At 55.7% G+C, this 19,249-nt stretch carries 15 protein-coding genes; 8 read left to right on the plus strand and 7 right to left on the minus strand.

Annotated features, from left to right (window positions below; translation table 11 throughout):
* Window positions 1–36 precede the first annotated feature (36 nt).
* From uvrA to nadA, 7 genes are all read right to left on the minus strand, one after another.
* Window positions 37–2,856 carry an excinuclease ABC subunit UvrA gene (gene uvrA, locus AC6F7T_RS13555; RefSeq protein WP_500719695.1) on the minus strand — a complete coding sequence of 940 codons (2,820 nt, stop codon included), beginning with the start codon at window positions 2,854–2,856 and terminating at the stop codon, window positions 37–39.
* Window positions 2,853–3,875 carry a 4-hydroxythreonine-4-phosphate dehydrogenase PdxA gene (gene pdxA / locus AC6F7T_RS13560; RefSeq protein ID WP_500719696.1) on the minus strand — a complete coding sequence of 341 codons (1,023 nt, stop codon included), beginning with the start codon at window positions 3,873–3,875 and terminating at the stop codon, window positions 2,853–2,855. The genes uvrA and pdxA overlap by 4 nt, the downstream gene beginning before the upstream one ends.
* A gap of 109 nt (window positions 3,876–3,984) precedes the next feature.
* A complete protein-coding gene (locus AC6F7T_RS13565) occupies window positions 3,985–4,824 on the minus strand; it encodes a diguanylate cyclase domain-containing protein (protein WP_500719698.1) in 840 nt (279 codons plus the stop codon).
* 21 nt (window positions 4,825–4,845) lie between these two features.
* Window positions 4,846–5,796: a SurA N-terminal domain-containing protein gene (locus AC6F7T_RS13570; protein WP_500719700.1), complete on the minus strand. Its 951-nt coding sequence runs from the start codon at window positions 5,794–5,796 to the stop codon at window positions 4,846–4,848.
* 25 nt (window positions 5,797–5,821) lie between these two features.
* Window positions 5,822–6,820, minus strand: coding sequence for a peptidylprolyl isomerase (locus tag AC6F7T_RS13575; RefSeq protein ID WP_500719701.1), 999 nt, complete (start codon window positions 6,818–6,820; stop codon window positions 5,822–5,824).
* 64 nt (window positions 6,821–6,884) lie between these two features.
* Entirely contained in the window at window positions 6,885–10,373 is a 3,489-nt protein-coding gene (gene mfd, locus AC6F7T_RS13580) for a transcription-repair coupling factor (protein ID WP_500719703.1), read from the minus strand.
* An 80-nt stretch (window positions 10,374–10,453) separates the two neighbouring features.
* Window positions 10,454–11,371 carry a quinolinate synthase NadA gene (gene nadA, locus AC6F7T_RS13585; RefSeq protein WP_500719704.1) on the minus strand — a complete coding sequence of 306 codons (918 nt, stop codon included), beginning with the start codon at window positions 11,369–11,371 and terminating at the stop codon, window positions 10,454–10,456.
* Window positions 11,372–11,607: 236 nt separating this feature from the next.
* Here nadA and AC6F7T_RS13590 point away from each other — a divergent pair, with 236 nt between their 5' ends.
* The 8 genes from AC6F7T_RS13590 (at window position 11,608) to AC6F7T_RS13625 (ending at window position 19,180) form a co-directional block, all read left to right on the plus strand.
* Window positions 11,608–11,979, plus strand: coding sequence for a twin-arginine translocase TatA/TatE family subunit (locus tag AC6F7T_RS13590; RefSeq protein WP_500719706.1), 372 nt, complete (start codon window positions 11,608–11,610; stop codon window positions 11,977–11,979).
* Window positions 11,972–12,739, plus strand: coding sequence for a twin-arginine translocase subunit TatC (gene tatC / locus AC6F7T_RS13595; RefSeq protein ID WP_500719708.1), 768 nt, complete (start codon window positions 11,972–11,974; stop codon window positions 12,737–12,739). The genes AC6F7T_RS13590 and tatC overlap by 8 nt, the downstream gene beginning before the upstream one ends.
* A 232-nt stretch (window positions 12,740–12,971) precedes the next feature.
* Window positions 12,972–14,450, plus strand: coding sequence for an ATP-binding protein (locus AC6F7T_RS13600; RefSeq protein WP_500719710.1), 1,479 nt, complete (start codon window positions 12,972–12,974; stop codon window positions 14,448–14,450).
* On the plus strand, window positions 14,447–15,814 hold the full coding sequence (locus tag AC6F7T_RS13605) for a sigma 54-interacting transcriptional regulator (RefSeq protein WP_500719711.1): 1,368 nt from the start codon (window positions 14,447–14,449) through the stop codon (window positions 15,812–15,814). Before AC6F7T_RS13600 ends, AC6F7T_RS13605 begins: the two co-directional genes overlap by 4 nt.
* 212 nt (window positions 15,815–16,026) lie before the next feature.
* Window positions 16,027–16,425, plus strand: a complete 399-nt coding sequence (locus AC6F7T_RS13610) for a response regulator (RefSeq protein ID WP_500719713.1) — start codon at window positions 16,027–16,029, stop codon at window positions 16,423–16,425.
* Between the two features lie 11 nt (window positions 16,426–16,436).
* Window positions 16,437–17,900 carry a Do family serine endopeptidase gene (locus AC6F7T_RS13615; RefSeq protein WP_500719715.1) on the plus strand — a complete coding sequence of 488 codons (1,464 nt, stop codon included), beginning with the start codon at window positions 16,437–16,439 and terminating at the stop codon, window positions 17,898–17,900.
* Between the two features lie 196 nt (window positions 17,901–18,096).
* Window positions 18,097–18,474, plus strand: a complete 378-nt coding sequence (locus AC6F7T_RS13620; protein WP_500719716.1) for a lipopolysaccharide assembly protein LapA domain-containing protein — start codon at window positions 18,097–18,099, stop codon at window positions 18,472–18,474.
* Window positions 18,428–19,180, plus strand: coding sequence for an SDR family NAD(P)-dependent oxidoreductase (locus AC6F7T_RS13625; protein ID WP_500719718.1), 753 nt, complete (start codon window positions 18,428–18,430; stop codon window positions 19,178–19,180). Before AC6F7T_RS13620 ends, AC6F7T_RS13625 begins: the two co-directional genes overlap by 47 nt.
* Window positions 19,181–19,249: the final 69 nt, after the last annotated feature.

The raw sequence follows: 19,249 nt of genomic DNA on the forward strand, positions 1-19,249 counted from the left end.
AATGCCAAGGGAAAGAACCTCCCGCCGCTTTTGCCCTTAGTCGGCAGTCTTAAGGCTGTCACGCAGATAGCGCCCGGTATATGAAGCATCACAAGCGGCAACCTCTTCCGGGGTTCCCGCAACAATGATGCGTCCGCCACGGCTCCCCCCTTCCGGGCCGAGATCAATGACGTAATCGGCGGTTTTGATGACATCGAGATTGTGTTCAATCACCACCACGGTGTTGCCGGTTTCGATCAGGCGATTGAGCACCTCCAGGAGTTTGTGGATGTCGGCAAAGTGCAGACCGGTGGTCGGTTCGTCGAGGATATAGATGGTTTTTCCCGTGGCCCGCTTGCCCAGTTCGCGTGCCAGTTTGACCCGTTGAGCCTCGCCACCGGAGAGGGTGGTGGCGCTCTGCCCGAGCTTGATGTAACCAAGGCCGACATCCCTGACGGTCTGCAGCTTGCTGTGAATCCGCGGGATGTTTTCGAGAAACCGGCTGGCCTGGTTGACGGTCATGGCCAGCACATCGGCAATACTCTTCCCCTTGTATTTGACTTCGAGGGTTTCGCGATTGTAGCGCGCTCCTTTGCAGACATCGCACTGGACGTAGACATCGGGAAGAAAATGCATCTCAATCTTGATGATGCCATCACCGCTGCAGGCTTCACAGCGCCCGCCCTTGACGTTGAAGGAAAAACGCCCCGGCTTGTAACCGCGAATTTTCGCTTCCGGGAGCTGGGCGAACAGGTCGCGGATGTCGGTAAAGACCCCGGTGTAGGTGGCGGGGTTGGAACGTGGCGTACGGCCGATGGGGGATTGGTCGATATCGATGACCTTGTCGAGCTGTTCCAGACCATTAATCTCCTTGACCGGTCCGGCTTTATCGCGCGCCCGGTGCAGGCGCTGGGCCAGGGTTTTATAGAGGGTTTCGATAACCAAAGAGGATTTGCCGGAACCGGAGACACCGGTAAAACAGGTCAATACCCCCAGGGGGATACGGGTATCGACAAACTGCAGATTGTTGGCACGGGCGCCTTTGATTTCGAGCCAGCGCTCACTGGTGCGCCGCTGCGTCGGTATCATGATCCGGCGCCGGCCGGACAGGTAGTCTGCAGTCAGGGATTCCGGGCAGGCCATCACCTGTTGCGGCGTTCCCTGGGCGACGACGCGGCCACCATTGACTCCGGCCGCCGGGCCCATATCAATGACGTGGTCGGCTGCACAGATGGTCTCTTCATCATGTTCAACCACCAGCACTGTATTGCCGAGATCGCGCAGGCGCTTGAGGGTGGTTAGAAGACGCTTGTTATCGCGCTGGTGCAGACCGATGGAGGGTTCATCAAGGATGTACAGAACCCCGGTCAGGGATGAACCGATCTGGGTCGCCAGGCGGATCCGTTGTCCCTCCCCCCCGGACAGGGTGCCGGCACTGCGATCCAGGGTCAGATAATCCAGGCCGACATGGGAGAGGAAGGAGAGGCGTTCGCGAATCTCTTTAAGGATGCGGCGAGCAATCTCCATCTCTTTGGGGGGCAGGGTGAGATCCTGGAAAAAGACTTCGGCATCGGTAATCGACATGGCGGTGGCCTGCTGGATATTCTTGCCGCCAATGGTAATGTGCAAAGCCTCGGGACGCAGGCGGGCGCCGTTGCAGGTCTGGCAGGGGATGACATTCATGAAACGTTCGAGGTTTTCCCTGACACCGTCGGAATCGGTTTCATGGTAGCGGCGTTCCAGGTTGGGGATGACACCTTCGAAGGGTTTTTCATAAAAATGGCGGTTTTCTCCCTGGTCGTAGAAAAAACGGATGCTCTCGCCGCTGGAGCCGGAGAGGATTACCTGCTGCACGGTCTCGGTCAGTTGATTGAAGGGGGTGCGCATGTCGAACTGGTAATGCAGAGCAAGCGCCTCGAGCAGCGCCTGATAATAAAAGCCGGTGCGGCTGTCCCAGGGGACCACGGCGCCGTCACGCAGGGACAGTTGCGGATTGGGAACCACCTGCTCGCGGTCAAAGAGCATGCGCGTGCCGAGCCCGCTGCAGTCGGGGCAGGCGCCATGAGGGTTGTTGAAGGAAAACATACGTGGGGTGATTTCCGGGTAGGACAGACCACACTCGATACAGGCATGGCGTGCGGAGAAGAGCATACTGTTGCCTTCGGGAACCTCGACGCGTACCAGTCCGTCGGCTAGTTGCACCGCCGTTTCGATTGATTCAGCCAGACGGGATGAGATATCAGGTTTTACTACCAGCCGGTCGATAACGACCTCCAGTGTATGTTTTTTGTTCTTGTCGAGGGTAATGGGATCACCCAGTTCGTACATCTCTCCATCAATACGTACGCGCACATAGCCGGCCGCCTGCAGCTGGGCCAGCTCTTTGCGGTATTCCCCTTTGCGCTCGCGGATGATGGGGGCCATTACCATCAGGCGGGTCTGTTCCGGCAGCAGCATGATCTGGTCGACCATCTGCTCCACGGTTTGTGCCGCAATTTTATGACCGCAGCGATGGCACAGAATGTCGCCGACCCGGGCATAGAGAAGGCGCAGGTAGTCATAGATTTCGGTCACTGTACCGACGGTGGAGCGGGGGTTCTTCGAAGTGGTTTTCTGTTCGATGGAAATGGCCGGTGACAGGCCGTCGATCTGGTCGACATCGGGTTTTTCCATCTGCTCGAGAAATTGACGGGCGTAGGCCGACAGGCTTTCTACGTAGCGGCGCTGTCCTTCGGCATAGATGGTGTCGAATGCCAGGGTGCTTTTCCCTGAGCCGGAAACCCCGGTAATCACCACCAGTTGGTCACGCGGGATGTCGATATCAATATTTTTCAGGTTGTGCTCGCGGGCACCGCGGATACGGATATGGTCGATCATGGTTTTCTGTCGGTTTCGTTAAAGGGTTGAGGGCTCATCGTTGCCGCCATGCGCAGTGCGGCACAGAGGCTGGCGGTACTGGCGCTGCCGCTGCCGGCGCGGTCGTAGGCGGTGCCGTGATCGACGCTGGTGCGGATGATCGGCAACCCCAGGGTAACGTTTACCGCATCGTCAAAGTGCAGCAGTTTCAGCGGAATCAACCCCTGATCATGGTACATGCAGATAACCGCATCGGCGCTATTTTCGTGTACGGCAAAATGGAACAGGGTATCGGCACTGTGCGGGCCGCTGGCGGCAATTCCTTCAGCGCATGCAGCTTCAATGGCAGGCACGATCAGGCGTTGTTCCTCATCACCAAAAAGCCCTTCTTCGCCGGCGTGGGGATTCAGGGCAAGAACCGCCAGGCGTGGCTGGAGCAAGGCAAACTGACGCTGTAACGCCTTATGAGTGATGCGCAGGGTGGTGAGGATTGCCTCAGTTGTGAGCTGTTGTGCTACCGCTGCCAAGGGCAGATGGGTGGTCACCAGACAGACCTTGAGACGGGTGCCGGCGAGCATCATCACTACCTGTTGTACCCCGCAGCGCGCGGCGAGAAATTCCGTATGTCCAGGGAAGCGGAACCCGGCGGTGTTAATCGCTTTTTTGTTGATCGGACAAGTGACCATGGCGTGGGCACGCCGATCGAGACACTGTTGTGCTGCCATATCGATGTAGTTGGCCATGGCGAGGCCACAGGCGTGATCCGGTTGCCCGTAAGTCAGGCTGGCCGCGGTCAAGCACGAACCGGCTTCAACCTCGAGCAGGTGGCCGTTGAAATCGAGGTGACACACGGGACCGCCCTTATCCAGATCCCTGGCTTCTATCCCGAAAATTCGCCCGGCCTGTTTAAGGGCAGCAACATCGCCGATCACCCGCACCGGTAGCGGCAGGGAGACCAGGTCGCCGGTGAGCAGGGTTTTGACAATCAACTCGGGACCGATCCCGGTCGGGTCGCCCATGGTGATCAAAAGTGGTGTCATTTTGTGTTCCTTGAGTCAGATCATTGCGCAATGAATCAATATAACGGAAGCACAAGGGAGGAAACAAGGAAGAAGGCAGAAAAGCCGGTTGATCTTTTTTGAGGGGTTTTTAGTGTCTTGGCTGCGACCGTTCAAGCTGGGTAATTGCGTGCTGCATCATGCTGTGGGAATTTTCCGGATCGGACGGGGTCGGATTGACTATCGCTGTCGTCCAGGGAATCCTTTGCTCCGGGAAGCTGGCGCGCAGACTGGCGAGTATCCGTTCAAGCAGCTCGCCAGACCTTTCCCTCGGGGTTTCCGGCAACAGAATGGCAAAGCGCTGACGCTGGTAGCGGCAGAGCAGATCGGATGACCTGATCTGGCTTTTGATCACCCGGGTAACGCGCACCAGGAAGGGTTCCAGGAGCTGCTCATCGTTGCGCTGGCGTTGGGCCAGCTGCGGTTCAAGTAGCAGCAGACTGACCGGACGTCCGGTCAGTCTGCTGCGTGACAGTTCCTTGCCTAAAAAGGTGTCAAAGTAGAAGCGGCTGTAAACCTTGTGTTCTGCCGCAATCTGTTCGTTAATACCGCTAATGACTGGTGGTGGACTGAGCAGAGGCGATGCAAGCAGGGACTGCACGACTTCAGTGAGGGTGTTTTTGTTGGCCTTGTCATCGACATAGCTGCTTCCCACTGGCAAGCGCAGACGAATAATGGATTTGTCCGTGGTAAAACAGAGCACCCGGCAGAATCCTTTGCGCACCAGATCTGCCCAGTGTGGCAACTCTGCGCCGGTGGTTTCCAGTTCACAGCAGATCAGATCGGCCGAGGTGTTTTTGACCAGTCGGTTTAACTCCTTCGGGGTGGTACAGAAATAGAGTTGATCGAACAGCTGCAGATCACTGATCCGTTGCGCCAGGCGCTGGCGGCAGTTTTCTTGTGAAGCAAAAATAATCGTGGATGTTGGCATCGTGAACCCGCTCCGGCAGTCTTATAGCCGGCGATCGATGTAGGCGTTACTGCGCAATTCTTTTTCCCACTCAATAAGGCGTGCTTCGGACTTTTCCCGTCTGAGGCGTTCTTCGATGCTGCGTCTGGCGCGTTCGAACGCCAGCTCGGTCCCCGAGCGGCGATCGTTTATGACAAACAGGTGAAGTTGCTGATTAAGCTCTGTCGGGACACTGACATCGCCTACTTGCAGATTCTGCAGGGCCTGCTGCAGCGCTGGCGCAAGGTCAGTCAACACCAGCTCCCCCATGATGCCGCCATCAACACTGTCTCCAGCTTCCGCAAGAACCGTATCGAATGACGTGCCGCCAAGCAGTTGCCGCCGGCTTTTGTTGGCCTGCTCTTCGATGCGAGCATTATCGGCACTACTGCGGTCCGCAGGTAGAGCAAAACTGATGCGGCTGACAAAGACCCGGGTCTGGGTGTCGAATTGATCAATATGTTCTTCAAAATAGCGACGAACTTCGCTACTGGTGACTTGAGCGCGGTAATTGACTTCCTGCGACATCAGCTTGTAGCGCAAGATCTCGTCATGGATTTGTTGGCGATAGGATTCCAGGGTCATCCCTTCAGCGGCGAGGGCTATCTCCAGGGAGGCTGGGTCGAGATTATTACTGGTCATGACATCGTCAATGGCGGCGTTAACTTCCTGGTCGCTGACGCGCAGGCCAAGCTCCTTGCTGCGCTGCTGGAGCAGACGATCGTTAATCAACTGCTCAAGAACCTCCTGACGCAGTTCCTGCAGCTCCTGGTCGCTCGGGGTGCGAGAAAGATTCTGACGTGACAGCAGTATCTCAATGGCTCGTTCAAGCTGGTAGCTGGTAATGATGTCGGCGTTTACCACGGCGACAACGTTGGAAATGGTTTGCGCCGCCAGTGGGCCGGCGCTCGCTAACAGCAATATCAGCAGACACCCGAAAATATATTTTTTCATCTTTGTTCCTTTAAAGCCTTCGGGGCTAATTCGGGAGGATTTGCTCCCAGTCAATGACGACTTCAGTATTCCGGCGTAAGCCTGTCAGCCATTGCTGCAGCAGTGCTTCCTCCTCACGATGGTAAAGCAGGTCTCTTATTTCTGCGGCGACAGCTGCGAAAGGGCGCTGTCCGGCGTTACGTTTCCGATCAACCAGCAGCAGGTGAAAGCCGTACGGACTTTCCACCGGGTCACTAACCTGGCGCAGCGGCAGAGAAAAAATGACCGCATCAAATTCCGGTGGCAGTGCCCCCGCAGAGAAATAACCCAGCAGACCACCCTCTTCGCTGTCGGGTGAAAGGGAGTGCTGTTTGGCAAGGGTGGCGAAATCTGCGCCATCCTGCAAGTGTTTTTTTATTTCCAGAGCTTCTTCGCGGCTTGCCAGCAGCATTTGATAAACGTGTACCTCGGCGGGGCGCTGAAAATCTTCGCGGTGGTCGCGATAGTAGGCTTCCATGGCGGTTTCAGAAATTTCGATGCGCGGACTTACCACCCGCTCTGTTATTTTGCTGACAAGCAGGCGAAAACGTAATGACTCGCGCCACAAATCGGGATTGATGTCTGCGTCACGCAGATTCTGTTCGAAGTCCTCACGGCTGTGAGTGCCGCGGATGCCGGCCAGGGCCGCATCGAATTCGTCAGGAGACAGCCGCACATCGAGGCGAGCGGCCTCAGCAAGAATCAGTTCGCGGTCGATCAGTTGGGTTGCTGTTTGCTGCTGCAGAAGTAACTTTTCCTGCGCAGAAAGGCCATCAATATCAGGATAGATCATCAGTAGCTGTCGGTTAAACTGTTCAAGGCTCACATTGCGTGAGCCAACCGTGATAAACGCTGCGGTGGTTGTTGACTGTTGCCGCGTAGAAGTTGCCGCAGGTTTTTCCTGGCAGGCCAGTAAATTAGCGGCGAGAATTAACAGGATCAGATAGCGGACAATGACGGACAGAGTGGTCCTCCATGGGGGTGATGTGCTCCCCGAAAGTAGCATGAAAGTGTTCTGAAAATCAGCATTTTTTGTCAATAGCTGCAGCACCTGTCCGAAAGCTGTTCCGTTACCCGAGTAATTGTCGCAGTTCCTTGCGCGTCTGGATCAGTAATTCGCCAGGATTATGGCGACCGATCTCAATAGTGAGGCGATAATCGTTGCCGAGTCGAAAGCGGTCCGCCTGTTCGGTGACCAGCCGGCGAATCTGCCCGGGGGAAACCGGCGTGGTGGCGTGAAACATCAGGCTGAGGCGTCTGCCGTCGTATTCCAGCAGTTCAATCCACAAGCTTTTAAGCAGGATGCGGATACGCATGGAACCAATCAAGGTTTCGGCAGCAACAGGGAGCTCACCAAAGCGGTCACGCAGTTCGTCGACCAGATCGAATAGCTGCTCCTCCTCGTCGGCTGCTGCCATGCGCTGGTAGAGCTGCAAACGCTGATTGGGATCGGGCACGTAGGATTCCGGCAGGAAGGCAGAGAGGCCGAGGCGGATTTCCGGGTCGATGCGCTCCTGGTGTTCGTTGCCGCGTAACCGGTCAATGGTCTCTTCAAGCAGCTCGCTGTACATTTCAAAACCGATGGCAGCGATTGGTCCTGACTGCTTGCCGCCGAGCAGGTCACCGGCGCCACGCAGTTCAAGATCGTGGCTGGCAATCCGGAAGCCGGCACCAAGTTCGGTCAATTCCTGCAGAATTCGCAACCGTTCGCGCGCTTCCCGGGTCAAAGCGGCTTCGCCGGGAATCAGCAGATAGGCGTAGGCGCGGCGATCACTGCGGCCGACCCGGCCGCGCAACTGGTAGAGTTGGGAGAGCCCGAAATGGTCGGCGTGATTGATGATCATGGTGTTGGCACGGGGGATATCAAGGCCGTTTTCGATGATGGTTGAGGCCAGCAGCAGATTGGTTTTGCCACTGACAAAATCGAGCATCACCTGTTCCAGTTCTTTCTCCGCCATCTGGCCGTGACCGACAGCAATAGCCGCTTCGGGAACAATCTGGCGCAACTGCTCAGCCATGGCGTCAATGCTCTGGACGCGATTATGAACAAAATAGACCTGTCCGCCGCGGCGCAACTCGCGCAGAATCGCCTGGCGGATCAACTCTTCGTCAAAGCGGGTCACATAGGTACGGATGGCGAGGCGATCGACCGGAGCTGTTTCGATGACCGACAGGTCACGCAGGCCACTCATACTCATGTGCAGGGTACGCGGAATCGGGGTGGCAGTGAGGGTGAGGATGTCGACTTCGGCGCGGAGCTGTTTGAGTTTCTCCTTGTGAGCGACACCAAAGCGTTGTTCTTCATCGACAATCAGCAAACCGAGGTCTTTGAAACGAACATCGCGCTGGAGCAGGCGATGGGTTCCGATAAGGATATCGATCTTGCCGGCCGCCGCGGCTTCGAGGGTGACGCGATTCTCGGCGGTACTGCGGAAGCGTGAGATCATGCCGACGCGGATCGGAAAATCCTCCAGCCGCTGGCTGAAACTCTGCCAGTGCTGACGGGCCAGCACCGTGGTCGGCACCAGTACCGCCACCTGTTTATTATCCAGAACGGCCTTCACCGCAGCACGCATGGCGACCTCGGTTTTGCCGTAGCCGACATCACCACAGATCAGGCGATCCATCGGTTTGGCAGACTGCATGTCCTCCAAGGTCTCATTGATCGCCTGGAGCTGGTCGCTGGTTTCCTCATGGGGGAAGGTTGCCTCAAATTCGCGAAACAGGTTGTCCGGTGGTGAAAAGGCAAATCCCTGACGCAGTTCGCGTCTGGCGTAGATCTCCAGCAGCTGGCGCGCCAGCTCTTCGACCGCAGCGCGTGCCCTGATTTTGGCTTTTTCCCACCCCTGCCCGCCCATCTTGTCAAGCTTCGGGGTGTGCCCTTCGGCACTGACATACTTCTGGATTTTTTCGATGCGTTCAACCGGCAGATAGAGGGTGTCGCTGCCGGCGTACTGGAGATGGAGATAATCGCCTTCGATAGCGCCGGTTTTTAAATGAGTGAGGCCACAGTAGCGAGCAACTCCGTGATCGGTGTGGACGATGTAATCATTTTCCTTGAGTTCAGCGAGGCTGCCCAGCAGTTGCCGGGCGCGGCGCGCCCCGCTCTGGCGGCGATGGCTGCGGCGACCGAAGATATCCTCTTCACTGATGACGGTGAGCTTGTCATCGGGCAGGCTGAAGCCGACACTGATAGTGCCGATGCCGAGGCACGTTTGACCGGGCAGCAGACCATTAAGTTGCTGATCGGCTTCAATGTCGAGGTGGATATCATGGCCGGCAAGGAGTTCCTGCAGGCGTTCGGCCTGGCTGTACTGACGGCAGACCAACAGGCTGCGCCAGTTGTCGCGGCGCGTCTGTTGCAGGCGCGCCACCAGCGGTTCAAGGCCGTCCTGGCCACTGGCAGGTTTGGCCCGCAAGCTGTCGTTACCAAAGCAGTTGAAGAAAAAACGTTGGCGCTGATCTTCCAGTTGCAGCAGATGCAGTCGCGATAATTCAACGCGGTCCGTCGTATTGAGTAACTGGCTGACTTCTGCCGGTTCGAGATAGAGAGACTGGCGACTGGCATGGGGCTGTCGTTCGCTCACCATGCGCTTTTCGCCGTGCCTGATGTCCTGGTTGAACTGATCCGCCTCACGTTCCAGTGCCGGGGGATCGATCAGCACCAGTCGGTGCTGGTCAAAGTAGGCAGCAAGAGGGTCCAGCTCAGGATAGTTCAAAGGCAGCAGGAAGGCGCGACCAGGTGACAGAATCCCTTCGCGCAACTCGGTCATAATGGCTTCGCGTTCAGCACGGGGAATGGAAAGCTGATCGCAACGCTCTTTGAGTTTGTGGGCCAGGGTTTCCAGAAAGGGACCGTGAAGGATCATTTCCCGGGCCGGGATAAGGGTGACCCCCTCCAGGGTAGACTTTTCCGAACGCTGGGTGGTGGGGTCGAAGGGACGGATTTTTTCGACATAATCACCGTAAAAATCGATGCGCAGAGGAGTTTTGCCGTCGGCCGGAAAAATATCGACCAGGTCGCCACGCACGGCAAAGGTGCCCCGATCCTCGACCAGGGAAACTGGCTGGTAGCCAAGCTGCAGCAAGGCGTCGAGCAGGTTCTGGCGCCGATATTCTTCGTTCACCAGCAGGGGTAATACCACCTGGTTGAGAACCTGACGCGGAATAACCCGCTGCAACAGTGAGCGGATTGGCAGCACCAGGGCTTTTAAGCGGCTTGCCGCCAGCGCCGCTAGGGTCGCCAGGCGCATGGCCTCAAGTTCCGGATGGGGGGTCAGGGGATCGTAAGGATTCATCTCCCAATGAGGAAGAACCCCAATCTGCTCGGTGCCGGGATGAAAAAGACACAGATCGTTGGCCAGTTGACGCGCCTGTTCCTGGGTGGGACAGAGGATGACCGTTAGCCCCTGCTGTTCATTCAGCAGGCGCGCCAGCAACAGGGCTTCAGCGCCCTCCCGTAGACCAACAATATCGATGGTCTGCGTAGCTCCGCGAATGGCGTCAAGACAGGAGCGCAGGGTAGCGTTACGGATGTGGGTGGTTTCGGTCTGGCTCATGGGCTTGTCGTTTTCACAAAAGGAACGGGCGTGTCAATGACACGCCCGACAGGCTGAACGTTCCGGTCACATTGATCAAATCAGTCGCGTGGGACTGCCAGCATTCTTTCCAGGGCTGTCAACGCCCGTAAGCGCACCGGCTCAGGTACGGTAATGCGCGGCTCCAGGGTCTCCAGACTTTTAAGGATATCGTCCAGGCTGGTCAGTTTCATGTTAGGACAGATCAGCCCGCGGCTGGGAATGATAAATGTTTTGTCCGGGTTCTCCTTGCGTAAGCGCCAGAGTATCCCTTCTTCAGTGCCGACAATGAAGGTGGTTGCCGGATTGCTGCGGGCGAATTCGTACATGCCGCTGGTTGAACAGATATGATCGGCCAAATCGAGAATTTCCGGTCGGCATTCCGGGTGAGCCATAAATAGAGCACCAGGGTTGTCGGCTTTGGCTTTAACGATTTCTTCAGTTTTCAGCCGATCATGGGTCGGACAATAACCTTCCCAGAAGATGTAGTCTTTTTCCGGCACCCGGCGGGCAATATAGCGGCCGAGGTTGCGATCGGGCACCATCAGCAGTTTTTTCGCCGGCAGCGAGCGGGCAACGCTGATGGCGTTGGAGCTGGTACAGCAGATGTCGCTCTCGGCTTTAACCGCAGCGCTGGAGTTGACGTAGGTAACCACCGTAGCATCGGGGTGCTGCGCTTTAAGTTCTTTGAGCCCTTCGGTGGTGACCATGTCGGCCATCGGACAGCCGGAATCGAGGCGCGGCAACAGTACGGTTTTATCCGGCGCTAGAATTGCAGCACTCTCGGCCATAAAATGGACGCCGCAGAAGACAATTACTTCACAGTCGGTTTTGGCGGCTTCCATCGACAAGGCGAGGGAATCGCCGGTGATTTCTGCCACCGCCTGGACTTCGTCACGTTGATAGTTGTGGGCGATCAGCAGGGCGTTGCGCTCACGCGCCAACTGGCGGATCTGTTGTTGTATAGCCTCTTGATTCATTGCCTTTTTACCTTTTGTGAAGGGTCGTAAAATGAGCCAAATAATAGATCAAACCCCCTGATATGTCAATTGTTTCACCTTTTTGTTGGGCGCTTGACAGGTGGAGCGCAAGGGGATATTCTCGCCCCAGTGCAGCGAAGACAAGTGCTGACATGGGTGTCTTTCCCTGTGATAACAGTACCCTGCTCCGTTCTCATGGCGATCCATGACGGCGTAACGACGAAAGGTCGATAGATATGTTCGGAATCGGGATGACGGAAATGATTCTTATCGCCGCTCTGGCGCTGGTGATCCTGGGTCCGAAAAAGCTCCCTGACCTAGCGCGCTCCCTCGGCAAGGGGTTCGCCGAATTTAAACGCGCGACCAATGAGCTCAAGAGTGCCATGGACTTGGAAACCGAGAAGGAAGAAGAGCGTTACAAGGCCGAGTTAAGGGAAAAATATAAGGGAAAAGCTGCCAGACTGCAGGCCGAAAAAGCAGCAGAAGTAGTCGCTGCAGAGGAAGAGGTAAAAGCGGACGGAATGTCTCCCGAAACACTTCCGGGGATGGATATGGCCGACAAGCAGCAGACGGATAGGGAAGATAAGGAGAACGCGCCTCATGCCTGAGGGAATGGCCATTACTGATCATCTGTCAGAGCTGAGAAAGCGCCTGGTGTATGCTGCGATTTCCTGGCTGGTGGCATTTCTCGGTTGTTACGCATTTGGGGAGCGGATTTTCGAAGAGATTGCCCAGCCGGTACGCGCCGCCCTGCCGGAAGGGAGTTCGCTGGTGTTCATCAGCGCGACGGAACCCTTTTTCACCATTCTCAAGGTGTCCGCTTTGGCCGGACTGGTGGTGGCCTTCCCGGTCATTATCTGGCAGGTATGGATGTTTGTTGCGCCGGGACTCTACGGCCACGAAAAGCGTTTTGCTATCCCTTTTGTGATGATCAGCTCGCTGTGCTTCGGTACCGGCACCTATTTCGGTTTTTTCCTGGTGTTCCCGATGATCTTTTCCTTCCTGGTCAATTACGGTACTGCCGTCAGTGGCGTCGAGGCAATGCTCTCGATGGGAGCCTATCTGACCCTGGCAACACGTCTGCTGATCGCTTTTGGACTGGTGTTTGAGTTGCCCATTGTTATTTTCTTTCTGGCGCGTATGGGGATCGTCGACCATATCTGGCTGGCAAAAAACCGTAAATATGCACTCCTGGTGGCGTTTATTGTTGGTGCCACCCTGACCCCTCCCGATCTGATTTCCCAGGTTTCCATCGCTGTTCCCTTTGTTATTCTGTACGAGGTCGGGATTCTCGTTGCCCGGCTGTTCGGTAAGAAAAAAGAGGTCGATGAAGCGCTCGATGATGAAGTGGCAGCGGAATCTGATTAGTTCCGTCATCATAAAAGTCAATTTTCCACCAAGACTCCAAGTACTCCAAGAAAAGCTGAAACTTGAGTTGTTAAAGGCAAAAGACTTCATTTTATTAAATCAGAATTGCCTCTTTTGACGCTCTTGGTGTCTGGTGATTTTCGCATAATCTGTTCAAGTCAGTCATCATCTTTCCAAGGACACTCAGGCTGGTAGCGATGTTCATGAATCTGTTACAGGTGGATAATCCGCAATGCGTCTGACCATCAAAATCACCCTGGCGATTCTGCTTGGTGTTGTGCTGATCTTTTCCGTTTACAGCTACCTGTCGATCCAGCGCGAACGTGAACAGCTCAAGCGTAACCTCAGTCGCGAAGCCCGTCATATTGGTGAAAGTTTGCGTGTTATCGTGACCGAGCTGTGGCAACAGCGCGGCGAGGACGAGGCTCTGGGTTTTCTGCTGCGCGCCAATCAGGGGTATTCCGAAACTCTGGTACGCTGGGTCTGGATCAGGGAGAATAGCCCCCTGTCTCATCAGCCCCGTGTTCCCCTTGCCCACCTTGATCGTCTGCGTTTTGAGGAAACTGTGACCCTGATGGCGGCCTCGGATGAAGGGTACGATTTTCTCTTAACCTATCTGCCGGTGCTTATTCCTGGGGGGGATATGGGAGCCATCGAATTGACGGAATCGATGGAAGAAATGCACGACTACATCCAGGAGAGTTTACGCCGCTCGGCAATTGTGGTGGCGGCCCTGGTAGTATCGGGTCTGTTGTTGATGACCGTGCTTGGCAGTATCTGGGTCGGCAGACCGATGCGCAAGTTGCGCGCCCAGGCTGAGCGCATTGGCACGGGGGATTTTACTACCAGCGTCAATCTTTCCGGCAGTGATGAACTGGCCGAGTTGTCTAGTACCATTGAGCGGATGCGCGGGCAACTGGCCCAGGCGCGTGATGCCGAACAGGCAGCCCAAGCGGCAAAATTTGAGGCGCTGGAAAAATTACGCCACACCGAACGGCTGGCGACCCTTGGTCAATTGTCAGCGGGGATGGCCCATGAACTGGGAACCCCCCTTAACGTCATTGCCGGCCGCGCCAAGCTGATTGCCCGTGAAGGGTTGCCGGCCGAGGATATTACCCGCTCGGCAAATATTATCCATGAGCAGGCACAGCGGATGACGGGCATTATGCGTCAGTTGCTGAGTTTTGCCCGGCGCGGCGAAGCACGTAAACAGCCCGTTGATATCAACCTGGTGATACATGCCGTGCTGCCATTACTCGAACCGACTCTCAATAAACAGCAGGTCGAATTCTGTGTCGAAGATACCCCGTCGGAACTGTTGGTATACGCCGATGCAGCACAATTGCAGCAAGTGTTGCTGAACTTGATTCTCAACGGTATCCACGCCATGCCTGCAGGGGGCAAGATCACCTTGTCGTGTTTTGCTGCTACGACTGTCACTGTCCCCGACAGTGTCGCAAACCCTGATCAATCATGGGCCTGCCTGCAGGTCACCGATGAAGGGAGCGGCATCGATCCCGAGGTTCAACAGCGCATGTTCGACCCCTTCTTTACTACCAAGGATGTGGGTGAGGGTACCGGGCTGGGATTGTCGATTGCTTACGGTATCATCCAGGAACATGGTGGCTGGATCGCAGTTGACAGTGTTCCAGGTAACGGAAGCAGTTTCCGTGTTTATCTGCCACTGGCCTGCCGGGGCGGAGCGGCATGAGCGAGACAAGTTTGCCGGGGCGCATCCTGGTTATTGATGATGATCGAGCGCTGTGTGATCTGCTGAATGAGGATCTGCAGCAGCGCGGTCATCAGGTGTGGACAGCGCTGAAGGTGGCTCAGGCGCGTGAGGTGTTGAGCCTGCACCCGATCGATATTGTTCTGACCGACCTGAACATGCCGGAAATCAATGGCATCGACTTCTGTGCCGAACTGCACCAGCGCCGTCCCGATTTGCCGGTCATTATCATGACGGCCTTCGGCAGCCTTGAAACGGCGATTGCCGCGTTGCGGGCAGGAGCATACGATTTTGTCACCAAACCGGTCGATCTGGATCTGCTCAGCATTTCCCTCGATCGTGGTTTACAACATCGCCATTTGCAGGAAACGGTGCGCCGCTTGCAAGATCAGGTACGCCGCCAGCAACCGAAGGACGACCTGTTCGGCGAGAGCCCGCCGATGATCAAGCTCAAACAGCAGATTGCCCAGATCGCCGGTCTGGATACCTCGGTGCTGCTGGCGGGGGAAAGCGGCACCGGCAAGGAGCTGGTTGCGCGTTCTTTGCACCACCAGAGTCAGCGCGGCAGTGGCCCTTTTGTTGCTGTCAACTGTGCGGCGCTGCCGGAAAATTTGCTGGAAAGTGAGCTCTTCGGGCATGTTCGCGGTGCTTTTACCGATGCTCGCGAAGCACGCAAGGGTCTGTTCGTTGAGGCTGCAGGCGGCACTCTGCTGCTTGACGAGATTGCTGAACTGCCGTTGGCGCTGCAGCCTAAACTGTTGCGGGTGCTTGAAGACCACCGCGTCCGGCCGTTGGGCGGCAGTGGCGAAATCGCCTGTGATGTCCGGATTATCGCCGCCAGTCACCGTGATCTGGGTCAGGCCGTGGCGGCCGGACATTTTCGCAGCGACCTTTTCTATCGTCTGAATGTGATCCAGCTCGAACTGCCCCCTTTGCGCCGGCGCGGAGATGATATTCTGCTACTGGCGATGAAGTTTATCCAACAGATCAGTAAGCGTTTTGGCAAATCGGTGCTCGGTCTGGCGCAACCAGCGGCGGCTTGCCTGCTGGCCTATTCCTGGCCCGGCAACGTGCGTGAGCTGCGCAACACGATTGAGCGGGCTGTTGCCCTGACCCTCCACGACACCATTACCGTTGATGATCTTCCCGATGTCGTCCGTCATTCTGCCGGCAGCGCGCCGCTACCGGCCAGCCTGCATAACGGGCAGACGATTATTCCTCTGGAAGAGATGGAGCAGCGTTACATTCAGCAGGTACTTGATCGGCTGGATGGCAACCGTACTCTGGCTGCTCGCCTGCTTGGTGTTGACCGCAAAACCCTCTATCGCAAGCTTAAGGACAACTGATCCCTCCCCAAATTTTCTTAGTAGTTCGGGGCAATATGCCCCATCGAGTCATCCTGCCCCACCCTGTCACAGGTTAACCGCCTGAAACATCAGTGATTCCCTTTGGCACAGCCTTTGCTCATAGAAGTATACGCCTATAAAAGGGATAGAGCTATGTTAGCTGGCTCTATCAGATATGTCACTTTGTTACCGGAGATAAATGTAAAGCGCCCATGGAAGCTGTTTGCCTTGATCTGACCCCGCGTGTACTTCTCGCCGAAGATGATAAAGAGTTGCGTGAGCTGCTCGCTCTGGTGCTGGAAAATGCCAGCTACGAGGTGTGTCAGTGCAGTAACGGAGAACAGCTCTTGGCCAGGCTTACAGAGCAGCGATCTTTCAATCTGGTGATCAGTGATATCCGCATGCCTGGATTAGACGGCCTCGAAGTTCTGGCCCGACGCAGTGGTAAGATGCAGGAGATCCCCTTTATCTGCATGACCGCCTTCGGTGATGAGCGTATCCACCGCAGGGCGCGGGATCTGGGTGCAGCGGCTATCATTGATAAACCTTTTGATCTGGACGAGATGATGGAACTGGTCGCGCATGTTTGTCTCCGCAGCGAGCGCAATTAAAGGAGTCGATCATGGCAAAAAATAAATATATTGGAATTTTAGCGTTGTTGCTGACCCTGCTGGTTAGTGGATTCTCTCCTCTGTCGGCACAAGACAGCGGTCTTGACAGCTTGCGTGAAACGGGTAAAGCCTTTCGCAGTGTTGCCCGGGATGTTTCGCCGGCGGTTGTCTACATCCAGGTGGAAAAGGAAGTCCAGGTGCGCAGCCGTGATCCTTGGACTAACCCCTTTGAGGGCAGCCCCTTTGGTGAAGAGTTTTTTCGCCGCTTTTTTGGCGAGCCACCGCGGGGAGAAGCTCCGGATCGCCCTCAGCGCCGAACGACAGGTCAGGGCTCGGGCTTTTTAATCTCTGCTGATGGCTACATCATGACCAACAATCATGTTGTCGGGGATGCTGACAAAATCACCGTGCAATTTCAGGATGGCCGGGAATTTGAGGCCGAGCTGGTAGGTGCCGACCCTCCCACAGATGTCGCCCTGATCAGAATCGATGCGAAAGAAGAACTTCCTTACATCAAGTTGGGTGATTCAGATCATCTTGAAGTTGGTGATTGGGTGCTGGCCTTTGGCAATCCCTTTGGTCTGTCTCATACCATGACCGCCGGGATTGTCAGCGCCAAAGGGCGCAGTGGCATCGGTCTGACCGATTACGAAAATTTCATCCAGACCGATGCCGCAATCAATCCGGGTAATTCCGGCGGACCACTGGTCAATCTGGACGGTGAGGCGATTGGCATGAACACAGCGATCTTCAGTCGCAGTGGCGGTTACATGGGCATTGGCTTCGCTATTCCCATCAATATGGCCAAAAATATTTATCTGCAGCTGGCTGAACACGGCAAGGTTACCCGCGGCCGTATTGGCGTCTACATTCAGGACCTGACCCGCGAACTGGCGGAATCCTTTGATATCGATCAGCGCCAGGGGATACTGGTATCGCAGGTGATGGAAGGTTCTGCAGCAGAAAAGGGTGGACTTAAACAGGGGGATGTCATCATCAAACTAAACGGCGCTGAGGTTGAAAATGTTGCTGCGTTTCGCAACCAGGTGGCTTTGACCCGTCCCGGTACCACCATTGAACTGGAAATTTTGCGTAAGGGTAAAGTGCGCAAACACAAGATCGTTGTTGATACCATGGAAGTCGAAATCGCCGCAGGGGAAGGAGCGCCGGCTGCTGAAGCCGGCACGGATGCCTTGCCCCAGATCGGTTTGCGGTTGCAGAAGTTGACCGCGGAGTTGGCCGAGCAGTTCGGCTATCAGCAAAATCGTGGGGTGTTAGTGGCGGCGGTTGAACCTGGATCGGTAGCCGCGCGCGCTGGTATCGAGGCCGGTGCCCTGATTGAAGAGGTTAACCGGGCCGATGTTAATGATCCTAAGGAGGTTGTTTCTCTGATCGAAAAGAGTAAAAGGGATACGGTTCTGTTGCTGGTCCGGCAAGGCAGTGGCAGCCGCTATATTGCTTTGCGCTACAGATAGGAACATAGGTCAACCGGGGCTCTGCTCAGCGTCGGAAGGCCATCACATACTTTTATTGAACGTTACCTCCTACGTTCATTTTGGGGAATCAGCAGGGTTCCCCTTTTTTTTATCCAAAATCTGCGTTAAAAGCAGTTAGACTTAATTCTTGTCGGAATCATGTGGCGTGCGGTTCGGAAATGACAGGAGCCTATTAATGAAATTCAAGCTTATTGTGTTCACAGTGTTGCTGGCTGTGGTTCTGGCTTTTGTATACCAGAACAGTGTCCCGGTGGCGGTGCGTTTTTTCAATGGGGAGTATGTGCTGCCTTTTGCCTTGTTGCTGATGGTGGTTCTTGCTGTCGGGGTGCTGCTGGGAATGCTGCTGGTATTAAGGCGCCAGTCCTATAACAGAAAGAAAAAGACTGCCAAAGAAGCCCAGCAAAAGGTGGCGGCTGCTACAGCTGCCAGTGATGCCGGCCATGCCGGTCAAGATTCAGTGACCGAACCGCTGGCGCAGGAAACAACCGTTGTAACAGGAGAAGATCATGAGTCAAACAATACTGATCACCGGGGCAACAGCAGGGTTTGGTAGCGCTTGTGCCCGTCTGTTTGCCCATCATGGCTGGCAACTGATCCTTGCTGGCCGCCGCGCCGAACGCCTGCAGGCGTTACAGCAGGAACTCGGAGACGCGGTCAGCGCTATCTTGACCCTTGATGTGCGTGATCGAGGGGCGGTGTTCACCCAGCTTGGCGATCTGTCTGCTGTCGATGTGTTGCTCAATAATGCCGGTTTGGCCCTGGGGCTGGAACCCGCCTGGGATGTTGATATTGATGACTGGGATACCATGATCGACACCAATATCAAGGGACTGACTTACTGTACCCGGGCGCTGTTGCCACAGATGGTCAAGCGCAACAGCGGTCATGTCGTCAATATCGGGTCCACCGCCGGTAGCTGGCCCTATCCGGGTGGTAATGTCTACGGTGCCACCAAGGCCTTTGTGGAGCAATTCAGCCGTAATCTGCGTGCTGATTTGCTTGGGAAGCGGGTGCGGGTTACCTATATTGCGCCGGGAATGGCCGAGAGTGAATTTTCCCAGGTGCGCTTCAAGGGGGATACGGACAAGGCCGCCCAGGTGTATCGGGGAGTTACCCCCTTGCGCCCTGAAGATATTGCCGCAACCGTCTACTGGGTGGTCACCCAGCCCTCCCATGTCAATATTAATGCCATTGAATTGATGCCGGTTCAGCAGAGCTGGAATGCTCTGGCGGTTCAACGCGATGAAAAAAATCCCTAAAGGACAGGGCGGCTGCTGTCGACAGGTAGGTGGAAAGGTTGTTTTTTTGGTTTTTCAGCCGGTTGCTCA

This window comes from Pelovirga sp., assembly GCF_059864205.1.

Bases quoted from the DNA above. Each gene is read 5' to 3' on its own strand.
- uvrA (WP_500719695.1), bottom strand. From the start codon at position 2,856: ATGATCGACCATATCCGTATCCGCGGTGCCCGCGAGCACAACCTGAAA.
- pdxA (WP_500719696.1), bottom strand. From the start codon at position 3,875: ATGACACCACTTTTGATCACCATGGGCGACCCGACCGGGATCGGTCCC.
- AC6F7T_RS13565 (WP_500719698.1), bottom strand. From the start codon at position 4,824: ATGCCAACATCCACGATTATTTTTGCTTCACAAGAAAACTGCCGCCAG.
- AC6F7T_RS13570 (WP_500719700.1), bottom strand. From the start codon at position 5,796: ATGAAAAAATATATTTTCGGGTGTCTGCTGATATTGCTGTTAGCGAGC.
- AC6F7T_RS13575 (WP_500719701.1), bottom strand. From the start codon at position 6,820: ATGCTACTTTCGGGGAGCACATCACCCCCATGGAGGACCACTCTGTCC.
- mfd (WP_500719703.1), bottom strand. From the start codon at position 10,373: ATGAGCCAGACCGAAACCACCCACATCCGTAACGCTACCCTGCGCTCC.
- nadA (WP_500719704.1), bottom strand. From the start codon at position 11,371: ATGAATCAAGAGGCTATACAACAACAGATCCGCCAGTTGGCGCGTGAG.
- AC6F7T_RS13590 (WP_500719706.1), top strand. From the start codon at position 11,608: ATGTTCGGAATCGGGATGACGGAAATGATTCTTATCGCCGCTCTGGCG.
- tatC (WP_500719708.1), top strand. From the start codon at position 11,972: ATGCCTGAGGGAATGGCCATTACTGATCATCTGTCAGAGCTGAGAAAG.
- AC6F7T_RS13600 (WP_500719710.1), top strand. From the start codon at position 12,972: ATGCGTCTGACCATCAAAATCACCCTGGCGATTCTGCTTGGTGTTGTG.
- AC6F7T_RS13605 (WP_500719711.1), top strand. From the start codon at position 14,447: ATGAGCGAGACAAGTTTGCCGGGGCGCATCCTGGTTATTGATGATGAT.
- AC6F7T_RS13610 (WP_500719713.1), top strand. From the start codon at position 16,027: ATGGAAGCTGTTTGCCTTGATCTGACCCCGCGTGTACTTCTCGCCGAA.
- AC6F7T_RS13615 (WP_500719715.1), top strand. From the start codon at position 16,437: ATGGCAAAAAATAAATATATTGGAATTTTAGCGTTGTTGCTGACCCTG.
- AC6F7T_RS13620 (WP_500719716.1), top strand. From the start codon at position 18,097: ATGAAATTCAAGCTTATTGTGTTCACAGTGTTGCTGGCTGTGGTTCTG.
- AC6F7T_RS13625 (WP_500719718.1), top strand. From the start codon at position 18,428: ATGAGTCAAACAATACTGATCACCGGGGCAACAGCAGGGTTTGGTAGC.